Below are 18,213 nucleotides of genomic sequence, written 5' to 3' on the forward strand. Positions count from 1 at the left end.
TAAACTTATAGATTCCGCTTAATCCGGTGCACCTGCATAGCTTTTACAAGCCATTTAGGTAACGGGTTAAGCGGATTTCTTTTTTTTAAGTTGATAAAAATTCCTAATTTTTTTAGGATGGGCACTTTATGGGTTTCTACAAATTCTATTAAGGTTCCGTCTGGATCCTCTATATAACTAAAATGTCCTGCAGCGTCGCCCATATCAAAACTATCAGCACTATCAACTGTAAACGGAAACCCTAGGTTTTTTGCTTCGTCACGTAGCGTTTTCATGCCATTAATATCAAAACAAAGGTGAATGTAGCCTAGATCTCCCCACAGCCTATCTTTATAGACTTTAACAGGTTCCCGATCTAATACTTGTATTAATTCTATTTCTGTAGGCCCTAATAGTTCTCCAAAGCCACCTACCGCTCTCTTCTGATGTTTTAAAAGAACTCTTCTAAAGGAATGTGTACCTCCCGGAAGCTCTTTAAAATCTTCAAAAAAACCAGTACGGTCAGAAGCTTGAACATCATACCCTAAAATATTCTGATAAAAAGGCAACGCTTGCCCCATATCAGAAACACCAATTACAGTTCCTATTACACCTCCAGAGGCACTTTTGGTCTTAGAAAACAGATAATCATCTTGAACAACTTCCACCAAATTACCCCAAGGGTCTTGGAAGAAGAAATGAGGTTTCCCTTCTTGGGTAGTGCTCAAAGCACCTAAAATAGCTAAATCTATAGCACTCAAATTAGTAAAAGCATCTAGCACATTTGTTGCCCTAATTTTCATGCAATTAATACCTAAATCTCCTAATAAAAAAGGTGCTTTTGAAGCTGTAGGTACCCGGCTTGTAAATTGCCAGATCTCTAATCCGCCACCACCATTCATATTCAAGGATAATAAGGCATGCCTACGCTCTACATTTTGATTCGTATACTGCGTCATTAAATCTGCCGTGGCACTATCTTCAAACACTAAAATATCAAAACCTAAATGTTTGCGGTACCAATTAAATACACCTTTAGCATCTGCAACGCCAATACCTATTTGTTGAATTCCGTTGATTATTTTTGCCATAAATTTTATTCGGGTTTAGTGCGGTAAGGCATTTGTAGTAATCTATTGTGAAGGGATTGTAATTTAGATGAAGGATAGCCCATTTTAAATAATACCACCAACAATAAATTGGACATATTTACCCTGAAATAGGAATTGGACTCATACTTTCTAGCAGAAACTAGTAAGTCATTATTTATAATTTTGTACTTGACTTTTTTATTTTTCATGCGCTTGAAAAATTCAAAATCTTCCATGATTAATTGGTTCGCATCAAAACCACCAAGTTGGTTAAAAACTGTTTTCTCGATAAACAAACATTGATCTCCCCCGCCCGTAAAAATGCCATCTTTAGCCGTAAATTTCGAGTTTACATTTAATAGTTTACTCGTACTATCAAACCGGTAAGAGAAAAAACCTGCTTGATAAGTATCTCTAAGGGTTTGCTCAATATCTTTTAAAAAATTTTTAGGAGGCAACACATCGGCATGAAGAAAAGCATAAATTTTCCCTTTGGCATATTCAACACCATGATTCATTTGAACAGCCCTACCATTCTCTTTACATTGAAGGACCTTAATTTTATCACTAGAAAAACGTATTTCCTCGGTATTTGCTGCAGAAAGCACCACCAAAACTTCCGCTGGTGTTTCTTGACAAAGCGCTTCTAAAAAGGGAATAAGTTTTAGAAGATTTTTTTGTTCGTTATGTGCGGGTATTATAATAGATATCATAAAAAAAACGTCTTTCAATTCAAAAAGCGTTACAACTTATTTATATGAGGTACTGTAACATTCGTATTTACGTAATTTTATACGAAAGGGTTTTATTTATTTACGACAAAACCTATAACGCTGTTATCTCGTAAGTAAAGCAAGATACAACACAAATATCAGTTCAAATGAAAAGTAAAACAAAATATACCAGATTTTTCACTACACTATTTACTATTATTCTTACCGTAGTATCTGTAACTGCACAGCAGAAAAAAGATTTCAACACCCTATCTGAAGATTTTCTTTCAAAGATTAAAAATGGAGAAGATGTTAGTACTATTCAGCAAGAACTTGCCAACAGCACCCTAGAAGAATTAGAAAATGCCTTACGCACAGATGAAGAAAAACTAGCGTTTTGGCTAAATATTTACAACGGATACATTCAAATAATTTTAAGTGATGCTCCAGAGTTATATAACGACCGTAGAGATTTCTTTAGTCGCGAGCAGATTACTATTGCTGGAGAAACGGTGTCATTTGCCAAAATTGAACACGGTATTATCAGAAAATCGCAATGGCCCTTAGGCTTAGGACTAATTCGTAAGTGGTTCCCTAATAAATTTGAAAGAAAATTGAGAGTTGACACCCGCAATTTTAGGGTGCATTTTGCACTTAATTGTGGTGCTAAAGATTGCCCTCCGGTAGCCATTTATACTCCAGAGAACATAAATGAGCAGTTTAATAAAGGAACAAAAGAGTATTTAACAAAAACATCGACGTATACTGCTGAAAACAAATCTGTAGCTGTAACTTCTTTGTTTAGTTGGTTTAGAGGCGATTTTGGATCTAAAAAAGGAGTGAAAAAAATTCTTAAAGCAAACGATATCATTCCAACTACAAAGGATATAGCTATTACCTATAAAAACTACGATTGGACTTTAGATTTAGATAACTGGACTAATTTATAATTCATTAATTTTGAATGCCCACGACTATGTTTTTTTTGGGCAGTATGAATTGATTATATGCTTAAAATTCTTTCGTTTAAAAAAATCATCTTAGGTGTTTTTGTTCTTCTGTCTATTGGGTCTGGTTTTTTGCTTCCTAATTTAAAGTTTTCCTTTGATTTTAGTCAGTTTTTCCCAACAGGTGATGATGACTTGTTGTTTTACGAAGAATTTATAAAAGACTTTTCTACTGATGATAATTTTTTATTGGTGGCTGTAGAAAATAAAGGAGGTATTTTTGATAAGGAATTTTTAGAGAATTTTGACAAGTTTACCGATGCTGCCAAGGCATTACCCCATGTTACCGAAGCCAATTCGTTAACCAATTTATCCTATCCGCTAAAAACTTCTTTTGGATATACGAAGCTCCCCGTGTTACATATTGATGACGAAACTCAATACACCGCTGATTGGGAAAAAATACAAGAAGACAATTTTTTCATTGGTTCTTTTATCGATGAAAATGCACATTCCTTGGTGGTCTTTCTAGAGACAGAAGACAATCTTGATTACCAACAATCTGTTGCATTATTAGATGCCACAAGAACATTACTAAGCGAGTATAACTTTAGTTCCAATCATTTGATGGGGAGGACCTCATTTTATGAAGCATTGGTGCAAATGCAAAAAAGAGAACTGACGGTTACTTCTATTGTCTCACTGATACTAGTGCTTATTGTACTCTACATTATTTACAAACGTACGGCAATAGTTTTTATCACCTTAATATCAATATTTGTTGCCTTGTTAATTTTTCTAGGCACACTGTCGCTACTAGACAAAGAGCTCAGTGCTTTGGCTGCCTTCTACCCTATTCTAATGCTCATTGTGGGCACTTCGGATGTTATTCATATCCTTGATAATTTTTTAGAAAAGATTAAAATAGGCATTGCGAAACAAACTGCAATTGTACAGTCCTTAAAGGAAGTTGGTTTATCTACTTTATTAACTTCCGTGACTACCGCTATAGGATTCTTATCCTTATTATTTTCAAAATTGGTAGGCATCAGAGACTTTGGCGTAAATTCGGCCATTGGTGTTCTTATCGCTTATATTACCGTAGTTTTCTTTACCAGCTCTCTAGTCCTGATCTTTAAAAACTCGACGCTCCTTCCTAAAAAAAGCAAGTCGACTTTCTGGCAAAAGTATCTCCTGAAAATGAATGCTTTTACTATGGCTCAACCAAAGAGTATTATAAGCGTCAGTATTATTTTTACGGTAGTTTGTGTATATGGAGTAAGCCGCGTAAATACAAACTATACTTTTAAAACTAGCCTTCCTAACAACAGTAAAATTGCAGAAGATTTTGCTTTTTTTCAAAATGAATATTCTGGTTTTAGAACCATAGAATTGGCGGTACAAACAAAACAAGGCTATAAAATTACGGATTTTGCTGTAGCCCAAGAAATTGAAAAAGTAAACCAATTGCTTGAAGAAACAGAAAATGTAGATAACATACGCTCTGTAAATTCAATTTTTAAGGCATTAAATAAAGCAAACCATTTAAACAAGACCGCTTATTTTGTACTTCCCGATGAGGAAAAAGAATTTAACACCTACAAAAAAGATGCTTCTAGATATGCGCGACAACAACTAGATAAATTTACAGACAGCAGTAAAACTAAAGCTAGAATAATCGCTAATGTTCTCGATATTGGCACCGATAGTCTGGTAAAAACCTACGATAAAATTGATGCTTTTGTTGCTAAAAATATAGATACTAGTATTGTAGCCTTTAGAGTTACCGGCAAGGGTATGCTCATGGATAAAAATGCATCTTATATTCAAGCTAGTTTATTTCAAGGCTTATTAATGGGCTTGCTCTTGGTAGGAATTATTATGGCATTCCTATTTAAAAATGTAAAGTTGGTGATCATATCTCTAATCCCAAATATGGTACCGTTACTCTTTGCTGGCGCTTTACTTGGCTTTTTAAACATTCCGTTAGATGCTCCTGTATCTATTGTCTTTGCTATTGTATTTGGTATTGCTGTAGATGACACCATCCATTTTTTAGGAAAGTACAAGATTGCAATCTCTAAGGGATTGACCAAAGAACGTGCTTTAGAAACTACCTTCTTAGAAACGGGTAGAGCGTTGATTATTACAACCCTACTGCTCTTTTTTGGATTTATGACTTTATTGTTTTCTATTCATAACCCCAGTTTAATAATAGGGCTGCTTATTAGTGCTACATTATTTACAGCATTACTCTTAGATTTGTTGCTGCTTCCGGTATTGATCCGAAAATTTATGTAATTAAAAAGCTTCTTTAATGGTGAAGGTAAAAATTCCGCCTTCACTAGAAATTCCGTAATCGGCACGAATACGTACCCCATCTCTTTTATTGATAATGTAGCGAAGTCCTACACCTCCTGAATTTTTATAAGGTGATGAAAAGACATCATCTAAATTAGGAGCAACCGTACCTGTAGAACCAAAAACGACACCACCAAACCTACTGATGATAGGAAAGCGATATTCTAAAGCAAAACTAGCTTCAGAATTATCTTGATAACGTCTGCTATTGATGCCTCGCGTTCTTTTACCTCCTAAAGTAAATTGATCTAGAAAGGGCATCCCATCTGTAGCCGTTCCTAAAAACAAATTTGCAGCCAATACTTGATTTTTTCCTACTTTTTGATAAAACCTATTGTCAAGAATAAACTTATTGTAATTAAAGCTAGACCCTAATAAACTCGAGGATACAAAGTAACTCGCTTGAATAAAAAACCCTTTGGTAGGGTAAAAAATATGATCACGAGAATCATAATGTACTACCGCGCCAATATTAGAGACTGCTCCCCCTTCTTTACCTATTACTTCGGAATTTTCTAAGACGCCACCCGCTTTTGATTGTAAATTTTTAAAATCATCTAATTCATACGTTAATCCTGCAGAAATATTGGGGAGTACTTGTCGCAGTACTGAAAGCCTAATTCTGGGAAAACTAACTTCATAGGTTTCCAAATCGCTCTCCTTGCTTTTTATTCCCTGACCAAAATAGTTATAGACGTACCTATAATACCCCACTTCTCCTACATACCTCCACTTTTCTTCATTGGTATACAGTTCAAATGGCACATATATTAATATTTGATTTTTAGTAGTATAACTAGCTCCTAATTGTAAAGAAGAAGCTCTTGTAGTTCTAGGTTGGTTTTTCATCCAGAAAGAGGCTACTCCTAAAGCTCCGAAACCAAAATCTGTTTCTGCCGTGTAGAACGCAACAGGAAAGATGGTTACATTCAGATTTTTGGTAGAATCTTGAGCAACTTCTTGACTGTATCCTTTAAAAAAGAACAGTAATACTAAAACAATTGCAATCTCATTTCCTCGCATCTTCCCAACAAATATTGAACCCGTCAAAGCTATGAATTATATCGCTATAGAAACTGAAATTAATTCTTACGCCGATGGGTTTCCTTTAGTACTACTTTTTATTTTAGTCGTATAGAAATTGGTTAGCTTAATTTCTTCATTAAGTTTTCTTTGCGCTAAGAAAACGAGTAGGCTTAAATGCAATACGATGTATAGTTCTAGGATGAGTATAAAATAAATCATGGTTCAAATAGGTTAAAAGTTAATAGTAGGTATCTCAATTAAAACTACTTACGAGAATTCTAGGGACTAGGTTTTACCTTTTAACTTAGAAATAATACACTTAAACAAAAAAACCTCGTAATTTTTCAATTACGAGGCATCAACCTAAAAACAAAAGCAACCACTGCCTTTTGCGTTTTACTTAAAATGTATACGTTAAACTTCCTTTTAGAAAAAATGGCGTTCCAGGAGTGAAATGAATTTCTTCTACTGGTGCTATTTCATTCTGAAGCCTTGATGTTGTTGCAAATTGAGTTTCATTCCATTCCGTATCAAACAGGTTTTCTACGGCAAGACCAATTCCCAAATTTTTAGAAACTTGGTAGTCAAGCTTTACATCGCTTACAAAATACCCGTCTGCAACTATGGAGTTATCTTCATTTGCCGGACGGTCATCTATAAAACGGTAGTTGATTCCTCCTGAGAATCGTCCTAAATTAAGCACACTCAACCCTCCCGCCATGGTGAAATCTGGTGCCAGCGGAATATAATCTTCCCCAGAAGCCTCTTCTATACTTCGTGCTTTTGTTAGGGTTAAATCTGTATTAAAAAACAACCAATCGGTTAATTGGTAACGTACCCCAAAATCTACCCCAAAACGTTCCGTTTTACCGCTAGGTTCTACGATACCCGCATCACCCACGTAAACAAACTCTTGTTCTAAATACAAATACCATGCGGTGGCATTTAAAAATACTTTAGGCGTAGGACGCCAAAGAGTTCCTAAATCTACCCCATAAGCTGCAGGAAGGGTTTCTTCTTCAGTTGTCGCTACCACCACACGCGTATCATTAGAGTGATACCCAATTCCTGATTTTAGAAAAAATTGTAGTTCTGGATTGCTCGAATACAATACATTTAATTTTGGCGCTAGAAATGCTTTATCCTCTGACGTATTGGTATAAATTTCTTGTAAATCATCTGTATACTGAAAATTGAAATAATCCAATCGTAATCCAGGAATTACAGTAAAATTACCCAATTCATAATCTAGACTTGCATAGGCAAAACTATTAGTTTCTTTGATGCTCCCTAATTGTATGTTTTCTACTATTGTTTTTCTATTTAAGGTATGTGATAATTCTACGTCATTATTATAATCTGCCCTTAGCCCTACTCCTGCTTTTAGCAATACTTCAGAGGTACCCCAGGTCATGTTCTTTTGCAATTCAGAATTAAACCCAAAAATATCACGATCCTCAAACTGTTTTATTTGATCTCCATTTTCTGGATCCTCTAAAAAGAAAGTGAAATTGGAGTACAACTCAAACCCGTAGTTCGCATAGAACACATTAGACCGTATGAACGTCTCATCATCTAAAATTTTAAGTAATGAAGCGTTAAGATTAGTTCTACTGGTCGTACCACCTTCCGTATCATCTATAGCACCAAATCTGGAAATCAATCCGCTAGCTACAGCACGTTCGGGTATTTGCCCTGAGGCATCCCAAGTACTTGTAAAATGTGACGCCGAAACAGATAAGGTACTTGCATCTTTAAAACGGGTACTATACTTCCCAAAAAGATTGAGTCTTGAAAAATTCTGAGGCGAATCAAAAGCGCCATCAAATTGCGTTAATTCAGTAGCTATATACGCATAGTCTGTATCTGAATTGACCAAATTAAACATTCCTAAGGCCCTGTTCCATCCAAAATCTCCAACTTCATACCGAAGCATACTCTTATCTAAATGATTCTTAGTAGTAAAATCTACGTAAGCTGCTGTAGCAAAATTTCCTTTATTCGCATAATAAGGACCCTTACCAAAATCTATATTATCTAAGGTTTCCGGAATTACAAAATGCAAATCGGCATACCCTTGGCCATGCGCATGAGACACCATATTTACGGGCATACCATCTACAGAAATGGCAATATCGGTTCCATGATCAATATCAAAACCTCTTAAAAATAGCTGCTCTGCTTTTCCGCCACCTGCATGCTGACCAATAATCAGACCTGGTACTTTTTGCAATAATTCTTGAGATGATTTTACGGGTGTTGTTTTTAAATCTATCGCCGAAACTACATTCAATCCATTTAATGTAGGTCTAATAACAATCTCATCTAACTCAAAAGATTCTTCAACCAATTGGATGACGAGGCGTTGATTTTGCGTGAGATCCTGTATCACGAAATTCTGCTTTTTATAGCCTAAAGCTCCAATACGAAGGGTATCTCCTACTTGATTGCCTTCTAACTTAAAAAAACCTAACTCATTACTATGGGTATGCTTTTCGGAATGTATATTTAAAATATACGCCCCTTCAATAGGATTGCTTTTTGCGTCAATCAGTTTTCCCTTCACCGTTTGTGAATAGCTACTTTGAACCATTTGAAAACAACATAATAGGGCGAAAATTTTATACATAACTAATTTTTAAAGTGATTCTATTTTTTCTTTTGAACTAGGGCCTAATTCATACACCGCACCTAACAATTCTGATTTGAGAGCCTTTGCCTTTTTAGTTAATCCATTGGCTTTGTAAATTTCTGCACAGGTAAAAAGTAGTGCGGGCTCATAAGACTTCCCTTCAATATGTTTCGTTACAATAGCTAAAGCTTTTTCCTTTTCTCCTAATTTTAAATAACTAGAAGCTAAAAAATGATAGGATTCTGGTGTGGGCCTATTGTTTACTTCTCTCTTTGCCAATTCTAAAGCCTTATCCCATTGCTTGGTCTCCTCTAAATATAGGTTGATGCTATACCCATTGTACATTTCTCCGTAAGACGGATTTTTAACACTCTTGATGTATTCATCTATATTGAGGAGTTTCATTTCCGTGTTATCCATATACGCTGCTATTTCTGCTTTTAAAAGATAATAATCTGGGGCATGGTAATTTTTAGTCACGGAATCTAAGATCCGTAGGGCTTCATTCGGATTTTTTTCATGAGAAAAAACAATCCAAGCAATTCCCTTTTTTGCATAAGCATTTTCAGGATCTAGTTCTAAAGATTTTAGGTAATACTTATAGGAATCAGAAAACCTACCGGCATGACCGTAGTAGTCTGCAAGATTGGTATAAGACCAGAGAATTAAAGCCTTCGTATAGGTTTTTTCTGCTTTGTCTTTTGCTTGTTCCATGTAATTAATAGTCGTCTCCAAATCTCCATTATAGTCGTTCCATTTTGCAGCACGAATTAAAAAATCAAAATTCGTAATATCGGTAATACTATCCAAGTAATTTTTTGCTAATGTATAGTTCCCGAGCTCCATATGCACATCAAATAAAAGGTTTTGGGTATTTTTTAAACCAGAACCTATTGCCCTTGCTTCATTTGCTTGGACTAGGGCTTCTTTAAAACGATGTTGTGAGATATAATTGCGTGCCAAAGCTCTACGGTAGCCCGCTCTTCCAGTGGCCGCAATAGCAACAGCCTTTTTTAAGGCTTGTTCAGATTTTTTTAAATAAGAAATATCTCCTGTTGCTTTAAAGTAATTTTCATATTGGCCGGAAACAATGCCAAAACTAGTTAGTTGTATACTATCCGGTTTGATTTTAGAGTTCCAAAGTTCAAAATATTTTGAAGTTGTTTTAGGGGGTACAGAAGATAAATAAGCGTTATAATCTTCCGCTTTGGTAATCGTATTATGCTCATTTGAATTGCAGGAAAGCAATATGAGAAAGATTAAAGTAAGGATGCTAAATTTCATAGTGTGGTTTATTTGTAATTAGGCTTAATTTTTAAAATATAAGAGGGCTATTACACCCTCTTACACCTCCTCTTTATAGTTCCCTATTCAGGATTTCCTAAATAAGGAAAGGTAGCTGTAGGGCTAGCTGTAATGCCAACACCGTCTGAGGTAAGTCTTGGCAAATCTGCCATCCCATCACCATCTGTATCTTGACCACTAAAACGATCTCCTTCCATTCCTCCAAAAAGAAGAATTAAGGATACATCAATAACATCATCTTGAATCATTCTCCCTGTTAAAGCCACTTCATCTCCGTCTGGCACAAGGATTCTCCCATCCATATCTGCATCTGTACCAGGATTAAAGTAGGTAGTAGGTAAATTAGGAGCCACTTCTAAAACATCTGCGGCCAAATAACCTGTTAATGTGGCAACATCTAGGCCTAGAATATTGTTTTCATAGTTTACCGCTGCAGGATCTGCTCCCAAAATAGTGGCATACACATCATGGTATGCCTCTAATCTAGCTTCAAAACTAGCCTGAAAAGCTACCGCCATAGCTGCTGGCAACGTTCTATTCTGACTATCTTTTGTAGCATCATCTGCGCTTAAAACCGTATTTATTCCCGGTCTTCCCATATGATCTACCTGAGAATAAGTTCCTGAAAAATCTGCATTAGCATCTGGCAACATCGTACTTTGGTTGTCATCATCATTATTACAAGAAGCGAAAGAAAGCGCCAAGACATAAGAACACGTGTATAGTATATTTGAAAATTTCATAAGTATATTTTTAAAATGATAGATTATTATTGTTTTTTGTTTGAAGTAACCCAAGTTTTGTACACTTCAAGGCCTAAAGCGTTAGTAGCAGTGGTAGTTCCTAACATAGCATTTGGAATTTCTAATACTATGGACATAGTGTTAGCACCATCAAAAGTATCTTCTGCTTCAGAAGCTTCTTTAAACCCCAATGGAGCATTACCACCAATTACGGCGTTGAATTGAAAAAAGTCAAAAAAGAAAGCATCCTGCCTAGGACCCGCAAATAACTTTACTCCAGAAGCGATTGTTGTTGTTTTGGCAGTAGCATCAGAAATTTCTACACTGCCTAAGGGAGCATCAATTACTACTTGACTGTCTAATCCTTTTTGCGACGGAGCAACAGGACCAAAAAAATACATAATGCCATCTCTAGGTATTGCTTGGATGACTTTATCTTCTACCAAATCGCCATCTAAATCAATATTAATTTCGATAAGTACATTTTCATCAAATGTACCATAAGCTAAATCTGGTAATACATTTGTTTGTAGGTCTACAATGAATACCGTATTGTCTGAACCTGTTGTTGGCTCAAAGGCATAAAAGTCTGCAATATCTGCCGATGTTCCTGTAGAAGAAGGTGCATCTATATGATCTGCAGCAATTAAAATTGTCCCCGTAATGGCAAGAAGAGCTAGACCAAAATACGTTTTTGTGTTTTTCATGATATTTAATTTTTAGATTATTTATTCCCCAACACTTACGAGAAAATGGAAATAGGGTTTGGTTTTAAATGTTAAAAATATGTTAACACAATTTTGAACCTAATTAAGATTCTGTAGTTCAGTAGGATATGCTAAATAGTTTTGTAGTAATTTTGCAGCTTGAAAAATGATTGATCAATGAACCCTTCAGCATCAGGTTGGATAGATAAATTTGGACACCTTGTAAAAGATTATCATGAGCTTTATGATAATTTTGATGAACTATATGCACACTTAAAAAATATTGGATTCATTTACGGAATTAATGTAAGCATTCCAGAATTTATACATCCAGAACATCCGCTTTCTGAAGATGAAAAAGCAAAAATAAATTTGCTTACTGCATTATATTTTACCTTCAGACAGAAAAGTAAAGAGATAAGTTTTTCTAATTTTTTAGAAGAAATATTTGAGTTTTATAATCAACTTGGCATCAATAAAATTTCATTTTTGAATAAAATTTTAACTGGAAAAAAGACCTCCTCCCAGCTGGAAAAATTGATTGATTCTCGAATTTATTTAGATGATAATGTCATCAGTAAAAATTTTAATAGCATTATTACAAACTCATTATTATACATTGATGTCTTAACTTTTAAGAACTATTTAGAGCTAAAATCAGATCCAAAAAAGCATGCTGAAAAGTTAGAATATATTACCATAAATATAATTTACCACACCCTAAGTTCTAAGCAAAAAAATAAAACTGACGTAAAATTAGCACAGCTTTTTGAATCGTCCTTAACATTTATTGACAGCGCCCAAGATAGTTTTGACGGTACCTACAGGAGTAAATTAATGAACAATTTTACACCGCGAGAAAACAACTATTTTTTAGATGTTGCTTGCTTAACGGTGTGGGAAGATCAGTCTCTAGAATACAAAGAATCTGAGTTCATTTTTGGCCTTGGAAAAGACCTTGGAATAGGGTCTGAACAGATCTTAAAATCTATAGAAGAAGTGGCTGTTTTTTTCGAACAAAATACGCGTCAGATTCCACATTTAAAAAACAATAATTTAGCCGTGCAATTTTACGATAGCATGTCTAAAATTGTAAATAAATTGATTTTAAGGAACAGTAAAAGACTGCAAAAAGAACTTTCTGAAAGCAAAGAATTAGTCGCCCTTTTATCTAAATCTACCGTGAAAGATCTCACGGAAGAAGAGAAGAAAAAAGTCCAAAATCAGCTTCTAGATATCTTTAAAAGCATTCCTTCATTGGCCATTTTTATCTTACCCGGCGGCGCTGTTTTGCTTCCTATCTTTATAAAACTAATCCCCAAACTATTGCCATCTGCTTTTGATGACAACAGAGTAGACGAATAGGAGGAATACCTAAAAAAAGCCACTATAAGAAAAACCTATAGTGACTTTTTAAATTATTTAAACTATTTACATTCAGTTTTTTAAGCAATACTACTCTAACCAAAGCTTAAAATCACGGACACGTTCTCTACTCACGATGATTTCTTGCTCATTAAACTTTATTAATTTGATTTGCAGCCTAGAATTCGTGTAAGATACAATATCTTTTATACAATTTACATTCACGTAAAACTTACGACTTACTCGAAAAAATATTTTAGGATCTAGGTCTTCTTCTAGATTATCTAAGGTGGTTTCTAAAAGATAATTTCTGCCTTCGGTAGTTGCTGCATAGGTGCCTTTGTTCTCACTGTAAAAACATTCTACCTCATCTGCATTTATGATTTTTAAATGTTGCCCTACTTTGGTCGTAAACCGTTTTTTAAATTCGCGTTCAATAGGGTTAACAAGTAGCTTTTTTATGTCTTCAAAATCAAGCGTTAATTTCTCCTTTTTTGGCGCTAAAGACCTGTACTTTTTAACGGCAATTTCTAGATCCTCATCATCGATAGGTTTTAACAAATAATCAATGCTATTTAGCTTAAAAGCCTGGAGTGCATATTCATCAAAAGCAGTGGTAAAAATGATGGCACTTTTGACTTCTACCGCTTCAAAAATTTCAAACGAAAGTCCATCTGAAAGCTGAATATCTAAGAAAATTAAATCGGGATGTTCGTTATTATGAAACCAATTTATAGCCTCTTCTACAGAATGCAAAAGCACAGAAACCTCAACGCCTAAATCTTCAAGTAACCGATTTAATCTTCTCGCTGATGGTTTTTCGTCTTCAATAATAATTGTTTTCATTTGGTCTTTTTTTGGTCTTTATTTTACAAGTAATTATTAGTCTTCAAAAAATTACAATCGCATTTTTTAAATTTATTAGCTACTAGAAGATTCTTGTTCTTCGCTCATGTATTTTTTAATTTTCTGCTCTTCCCAATCGGTAAAAAAACTTGGCTTGATTTTAAAAACTACGAGTCCATGAATCAATACTCCTATTCCCCAAATAATTGGTATTCCATATACATTCCAATCAATCCAATTTAAGATTTGAGGATTACCTAACGCTTCTTTACTTAAGAGGGTAATGATAAATTTTCCTCTAAAAATAAATACTAAAATATTTATAATTAAATAAATCGTAAGATGGTCATAAAAACCTTTTATTGTCGCAACTCGTTTTTGAGCGCGTTCTAATTTTGTTCTTTTTTTAAGATCCATATTATTTGTATTTACCAATTTCATTAGTATCTTCTTCTAAATACTGCTTGATTTTTCTTTCCTCCCATTCTTTACTAAAGAAGGGATTAAACTCAAACACTTTTGCTCCGTGAAAAAAGACCCCTATACCCCAAAATATTGCGGTAGAAAAGGTGCCAAAAGTGGTAAATGCTTCTATAAAACTATCTCCTGAGCTCATGTTCCCTACAACGCTAACTGTACTAATCATAATATTAACCAGGATATACACTGTTAAGTGAATATAAAAACCTTTTAAAGCTTTAATACGCTGTGCTGCTCTTTCTCTCTTACTATTTGTATTGGATGTTTTCATCTGTAGTGTCTTTTACCTTTAGGTTATTATTCCCATCTTTTCTTGGTCTCTTCTTCTTTCATAAACTCATCTATCTTCCGTTGCTCCCAATTTCTTCCCATGAGTGCATCGTACCCAAAGAGTTTTATTGCTTTTACAGCTGTGGCTATAGAAACTCCTAAGACCACCCATAAGAACCATGGGTTGCTCCATTCATTGAGGTAATAGTTAATACTCCCCGTAATAACAATAGCTACTATGTATTTGAATACTTTGTTATAAAAAGCTTTTATAGCTTCTACGCGTTCTTTGGCTCTAAAATATTTAGTATCGGTGTCTGAATTGTTCATCTGTAGTTATTTAGTTGTTTTGATACTTCAAAGATGTTACTATCTTGTCTTTTCTCTAAATAGAAGATACTGAGTTGTATATTTTTAATGCTGAATTGTTATTTGCGTTTAAAATTGGTCATCATCCATATACTCTCGCATCTTACGCTCCTCCCAATTACGTCCAAATAACGGATTGTAGCCATAGGCTTCCATTCCATGCGCAACGAGTCCAGAACCCCAACCTAAGGCTGGAAATATCACCCAAGGGAAGCTTGTGGTATTATAATTTACGAATATCAAAATAGGAATGACAATGCAATAAGACATTAGATTCCCATAAAACCCTTTTATTTTCTCTACCCGTTCTTTTGCCTTTTGATATCTTTTATCTTCTAGATAATCTTCTTGAGTTTCCTTCATAGAAACCTGTTTTGTTAGCATCGGAATTTCTACTCTAAAATCTGAAGCTGTTTTAACAATAACTACCTTCCTATTGGAAAGTATGTTGTAGCGTTCTTGGATATTTTTTAACCCCACACCACTACTCTTTTTAACCACTTGCTTCTCCTGTAAATTATTACTCACCACTAATTGTCCGTTTTCTTCAAATACACGGAGGTGTAAAGGCCGTTCTGAAGTAACCACATTATGCTTCACCGCATTTTCTAGCAACAACTGTAAGGATAAAGGAACAATCCTAGCCTCTGGATTACTAGCGTGGTCCGGAGTTTCAAAGATAATACTGTCTTCAAATCGCATTTTTAATAGTCGTATATACGTTTTTGCAAACTGTAATTCTTCATCTACAGATACCAAATCCTTATTTTTTTGCTCTAACACATACCGGTATACTTTAGATAAAGAAGTCGTGAATTTTTGCGCCTGATGCGGATCTTCATCAATTAAGCTCGTTAAAACATTTAAACTATTGAATAAAAAGTGAGGATCTAATTGATTTTTTAAAGCATCAAACTTAGCGGATGCTGTGCTCGCTATAATCTTTTGTTCTTTAACTTTTTTATTCTGACTTAATCGATAGAAATAAACAGCATGAAAAACAATAGAAACTAATATGGTAATTAATAAACAAAATATATAGAACCTAGGGTTTTCACTCCAAATGAAAGTACTCCAGCTTTCCCCTCCAATAAGTACCTCTATAGAAAATCGAATTAAAAAAACAGCTAACATTGATAACAAAACACCTCCTAAAGCTCCAATAATGAGTCTAAATCTTTTAAATCTAACCCAAACCACTTTATTGTTTAAATATCTAAAGAAGAAAGTATTTAAGACCGTTAAGGTTATAGAATATATAAAATAGTATTGCAGATTGTTCTTAAACTGCGTATCAAAATTTACAGTACTCCCTAACAGAATATTCATTCCTACATCTATAATTACAATACAGACACCTATTAGAATACCTCTTAGTACAATTTTTAATACTTGTTTCATTTCAAAATTTATTAAATCATTAAAAAACGATTTATCATACCCCACTCCTTAATCCAAAAAATTAAGAGTTCTACTTCAAAAATAGCAAAAGCTAAAGAGTAGAACGCTAATTCCCTTAAATCATAAAGTTATCTATTTTAAATAGTTCTTGCGCAAATTTGAAATTTAACAAGCCATTTTAAAATAAAAGGCTACTGAAATGTAGATTTATCAGGACAGACTGACGCTAAAATAATAGCAAAACAAGAGATCGAAAGAAATTAGCTACAATATTCAGCATTATTTGAAACATATATTTTATATTTTGTAGTCTTTACTGTGTTAATTTTTATATTTTTATAGGATTAACATTCTCCCCCCGGCACCTTAACAGTATTTCTATTCCGTAAAAAGGTCCTATGAGTAAAAAATTAATTGCTACATCAATCCTATTATTTATAATCTTAAGTATAGCGATATGGACCATAACTATTATTAGAATAAACAACTATGAGAAAAATCTAATTGCGTTAGAAGTAGCAGAATCAGACACTAAACTATCCTTAGCCAGTGATCAATTATTAAATCTTTACGAAACAAGTAAGAAAAAAGTGCTGTTTTTTAAAGACCTCGCAGAAGCCAATTATAAAAAAAATAAAGCCTTCAATGACATTCGTGATGTGCTTTATCTTTTCCTTAAAAATGAAGACAATTACTTTCAAGCACGAATTATAAACACGAAAGGACAAGAAGTGCTTAAAATAGAAAACATGTATAATAGCATTTCTATATATGAAGACAAGTATTTAGAAGACAAGTCTAACCGGTATTACTTTCAAGAATCATTAAAACTAAAAAAGGGACAGGTATTTATTTCTAATCTAGACCTAAATATTGAAAATAATAAGATAGAACTCCCTTATAGACCTACGGTGCGTTTTTTTACAAAAATATATAGTCCAGATCAAGAGTTATTGGGTATTGTAGGTCTTAATCTTAATGCCGAAACATGGTTGAATGGAATAGGAACTAACGATATTAATATATTAAATAACCCAAACGAAGTATTCTACAAAGAAAGTGGCAGGCAAGACCTCTATACCAAATCTAAAAAAGATTTAACTTTAAGGGATACCAATGGCAAACCTATTTACAATGTAAAGGAAGTTATTATTATGGGGATGTCTACTTGGACCCTGTATACCTCCATACATTCTGCTGCGGTAGAGGAAAAAATAAAAACTAATAAAAAGAAAAGTATCTCCTTCGCTGTTTTCTTAAACCTGGGCTTGCTCTTTTTTATTTTTACTATTCATAATCTGTATTATAAAAACAAGCGCATTTCTTTATTAAATAATTCAATAAACTTAAGGCTAGAAGAAAGAAATACGCTGCTGAAAGAAATACACCATCGGGTTAAAAATAATCTGCAAGTAATTACAAGCTTATTAAACCTACAGTCGCGTTATATAAAGGATGAAGAGACTAAAAGTATGCTAAAATATAGTCAATATCGCATCAAATCTATGGCGCTATTGCATGAAAGCTTATATAGGAGTGATGATTTAAGTAAGATTAACTACAAAGATTATTTAAATCAACTTGTTAATGGTTTAATCGTTTCTATGAAAGGCAGCAATACCAAAATCACTTTAGATTTAGACGTAGACGAGATCTACTTTAATATAGACACCTCTATACCATTGGGCTTAATTATCAATGAGTTAGTAACCAACTCCCTAAAATATGCATTTAGCGAAAATATAGGGACGATCACGATAGCTCTAAAAAAACAAGCCAATAATTCTTTTTTACTTCGTTTAAGTGATAATGGGAAAGGATTTCCTAAATCGGTAACTTTTAGAAATACCGAAACTTTAGGTTTAAAACTAGTACATAAACTGGTATTGCAACTGCGTGGAAACATAGAAAAAGACAACATTCAAACAGGGACAGCTTTTATTATTACATTCCAAGAAATTCAAGAATTCTCATAGCT

Annotated in this window: 17 protein-coding genes; 4 read left to right on the forward strand and 13 right to left on the reverse strand. The window is 34.1% G+C overall.

Going from position 1 to position 18,213, the window contains the following annotated elements; translation table 11 throughout:
• Positions 1-5: 5 nt before the first annotated feature.
• Both GQR94_RS00860 and GQR94_RS00865 read right to left on the reverse strand, forming a co-directional pair.
• A complete protein-coding gene (locus GQR94_RS00860; protein WP_158973561.1) occupies positions 6-1,070 on the reverse strand; it encodes a VOC family protein in 1,065 nt (354 codons plus the stop codon).
• A gap of 5 nt (positions 1,071-1,075) precedes the next feature.
• A complete protein-coding gene (locus tag GQR94_RS00865; RefSeq protein WP_158973562.1) occupies positions 1,076-1,783 on the reverse strand; it encodes a TIGR04283 family arsenosugar biosynthesis glycosyltransferase in 708 nt (235 codons plus the stop codon).
• A gap of 167 nt (positions 1,784-1,950) precedes the next feature.
• Between GQR94_RS00865 and GQR94_RS00870 the strand changes: the two genes are divergently transcribed.
• Both GQR94_RS00870 and GQR94_RS00875 read left to right on the forward strand, forming a co-directional pair.
• Complete coding sequence (locus GQR94_RS00870) at positions 1,951-2,733, forward strand: DUF547 domain-containing protein (RefSeq protein ID WP_158973563.1); 783 nt, start codon at positions 1,951-1,953, stop codon at positions 2,731-2,733.
• A 57-nt stretch (positions 2,734-2,790) separates the two neighbouring features.
• Positions 2,791-5,031, forward strand: a complete 2,241-nt coding sequence (locus GQR94_RS00875; protein WP_158973564.1) for an RND family transporter — start codon at positions 2,791-2,793, stop codon at positions 5,029-5,031.
• On the opposite strand, the gene GQR94_RS00880 is transcribed toward GQR94_RS00875, so the two are convergent.
• The 6 genes from GQR94_RS00880 to GQR94_RS22810 form a co-directional block, all read right to left on the reverse strand.
• Positions 5,032-6,141 (reverse strand): BamA/TamA family outer membrane protein, encoded by a 1,110-nt coding sequence (locus GQR94_RS00880; RefSeq protein ID WP_158973565.1) that lies wholly within the window; start codon positions 6,139-6,141, stop codon positions 5,032-5,034.
• Between the two features lie 39 nt (positions 6,142-6,180).
• Positions 6,181-6,336: a hypothetical protein gene (locus tag GQR94_RS00885; RefSeq protein WP_158973566.1), complete on the reverse strand. Its 156-nt coding sequence runs from the start codon at positions 6,334-6,336 to the stop codon at positions 6,181-6,183.
• A gap of 181 nt (positions 6,337-6,517) precedes the next feature.
• Entirely contained in the window at positions 6,518-8,746 is a 2,229-nt protein-coding gene (locus tag GQR94_RS00890) for a TonB-dependent receptor domain-containing protein (protein WP_158973567.1), read from the reverse strand.
• A 9-nt stretch (positions 8,747-8,755) separates the two neighbouring features.
• Positions 8,756-10,033, reverse strand: a complete 1,278-nt coding sequence (locus GQR94_RS00895; protein WP_158973568.1) for a lipopolysaccharide assembly protein LapB — start codon at positions 10,031-10,033, stop codon at positions 8,756-8,758.
• A gap of 83 nt (positions 10,034-10,116) precedes the next feature.
• On the reverse strand, positions 10,117-10,797 hold the full coding sequence (locus GQR94_RS22805; protein WP_158973569.1) for a DUF4331 family protein: 681 nt from the start codon (positions 10,795-10,797) through the stop codon (positions 10,117-10,119).
• Between the two features lie 26 nt (positions 10,798-10,823).
• A complete protein-coding gene (locus GQR94_RS22810) occupies positions 10,824-11,504 on the reverse strand; it encodes a DUF4331 family protein (protein ID WP_158973570.1) in 681 nt (226 codons plus the stop codon).
• A 177-nt stretch (positions 11,505-11,681) separates the two neighbouring features.
• Between GQR94_RS22810 and GQR94_RS00910 the strand changes: the two genes are divergently transcribed.
• A complete protein-coding gene (locus GQR94_RS00910) occupies positions 11,682-12,869 on the forward strand; it encodes an LETM1-related biofilm-associated protein (protein ID WP_158973571.1) in 1,188 nt (395 codons plus the stop codon).
• A gap of 90 nt (positions 12,870-12,959) precedes the next feature.
• Here the strand turns inward: GQR94_RS00910 and GQR94_RS00915 are convergent, their stop codons facing one another.
• The 5 genes from GQR94_RS00915 to GQR94_RS00935 form a co-directional block, all read right to left on the reverse strand.
• Positions 12,960-13,715: a LytTR family DNA-binding domain-containing protein gene (locus GQR94_RS00915; protein ID WP_158973572.1), complete on the reverse strand. Its 756-nt coding sequence runs from the start codon at positions 13,713-13,715 to the stop codon at positions 12,960-12,962.
• 75 nt (positions 13,716-13,790) lie between these two features.
• Positions 13,791-14,132: a 2TM domain-containing protein gene (locus tag GQR94_RS00920; RefSeq protein ID WP_158973573.1), complete on the reverse strand. Its 342-nt coding sequence runs from the start codon at positions 14,130-14,132 to the stop codon at positions 13,791-13,793.
• Between the two features lies 1 nt (position 14,133).
• Positions 14,134-14,466, reverse strand: coding sequence for a 2TM domain-containing protein (locus tag GQR94_RS00925; RefSeq protein WP_158973574.1), 333 nt, complete (start codon positions 14,464-14,466; stop codon positions 14,134-14,136).
• A 26-nt stretch (positions 14,467-14,492) separates the two neighbouring features.
• Positions 14,493-14,795 (reverse strand): 2TM domain-containing protein, encoded by a 303-nt coding sequence (locus tag GQR94_RS00930; protein WP_158973575.1) that lies wholly within the window; start codon positions 14,793-14,795, stop codon positions 14,493-14,495.
• 108 nt (positions 14,796-14,903) lie between these two features.
• A complete protein-coding gene (locus tag GQR94_RS00935) occupies positions 14,904-16,235 on the reverse strand; it encodes a 2TM domain-containing protein (protein ID WP_158973576.1) in 1,332 nt (443 codons plus the stop codon).
• 398 nt (positions 16,236-16,633) lie between these two features.
• On the opposite strand from GQR94_RS00935, the gene GQR94_RS00940 reads away from it, so the two are divergent.
• Positions 16,634-18,211, forward strand: a complete 1,578-nt coding sequence (locus GQR94_RS00940; protein WP_158973577.1) for a sensor histidine kinase — start codon at positions 16,634-16,636, stop codon at positions 18,209-18,211.
• Positions 18,212-18,213 lie beyond the last annotated feature (2 nt).

It is taken from the genome of Cellulophaga sp. L1A9 (assembly GCF_009797025.1).
Taxonomy (GTDB): domain Bacteria; phylum Bacteroidota; class Bacteroidia; order Flavobacteriales; family Flavobacteriaceae; genus Cellulophaga.

Coding starts and splice junctions, on each gene's coding strand:
- GQR94_RS00860 (WP_158973561.1), bottom strand. CDS start 1,070: ATGGCAAAAATAATCAACGGAATTCAACAAATAGGTATTGGCGTTGCA.
- GQR94_RS00885 (WP_158973566.1), bottom strand. CDS start 6,336: ATGATTTATTTTATACTCATCCTAGAACTATACATCGTATTGCATTTA.
- GQR94_RS00865 (WP_158973562.1), bottom strand. CDS start 1,783: ATGATATCTATTATAATACCCGCACATAACGAACAAAAAAATCTTCTA.
- GQR94_RS00915 (WP_158973572.1), bottom strand. CDS start 13,715: ATGAAAACAATTATTATTGAAGACGAAAAACCATCAGCGAGAAGATTA.
- GQR94_RS00920 (WP_158973573.1), bottom strand. CDS start 14,132: ATGGATCTTAAAAAAAGAACAAAATTAGAACGCGCTCAAAAACGAGTT.
- GQR94_RS00895 (WP_158973568.1), bottom strand. CDS start 10,033: ATGAAATTTAGCATCCTTACTTTAATCTTTCTCATATTGCTTTCCTGC.
- GQR94_RS00925 (WP_158973574.1), bottom strand. CDS start 14,466: ATGAAAACATCCAATACAAATAGTAAGAGAGAAAGAGCAGCACAGCGT.
- GQR94_RS00910 (WP_158973571.1), top strand. CDS start 11,682: ATGAACCCTTCAGCATCAGGTTGGATAGATAAATTTGGACACCTTGTA.
- GQR94_RS22810 (WP_158973570.1), bottom strand. CDS start 11,504: ATGAAAAACACAAAAACGTATTTTGGTCTAGCTCTTCTTGCCATTACG.
- GQR94_RS00890 (WP_158973567.1), bottom strand. CDS start 8,746: ATGTATAAAATTTTCGCCCTATTATGTTGTTTTCAAATGGTTCAAAGT.
- GQR94_RS00930 (WP_158973575.1), bottom strand. CDS start 14,795: ATGAACAATTCAGACACCGATACTAAATATTTTAGAGCCAAAGAACGC.
- GQR94_RS00870 (WP_158973563.1), top strand. CDS start 1,951: ATGAAAAGTAAAACAAAATATACCAGATTTTTCACTACACTATTTACT.
- GQR94_RS00940 (WP_158973577.1), top strand. CDS start 16,634: ATGAGTAAAAAATTAATTGCTACATCAATCCTATTATTTATAATCTTA.
- GQR94_RS22805 (WP_158973569.1), bottom strand. CDS start 10,797: ATGAAATTTTCAAATATACTATACACGTGTTCTTATGTCTTGGCGCTT.
- GQR94_RS00875 (WP_158973564.1), top strand. CDS start 2,791: ATGCTTAAAATTCTTTCGTTTAAAAAAATCATCTTAGGTGTTTTTGTT.
- GQR94_RS00935 (WP_158973576.1), bottom strand. CDS start 16,235: ATGAAACAAGTATTAAAAATTGTACTAAGAGGTATTCTAATAGGTGTC.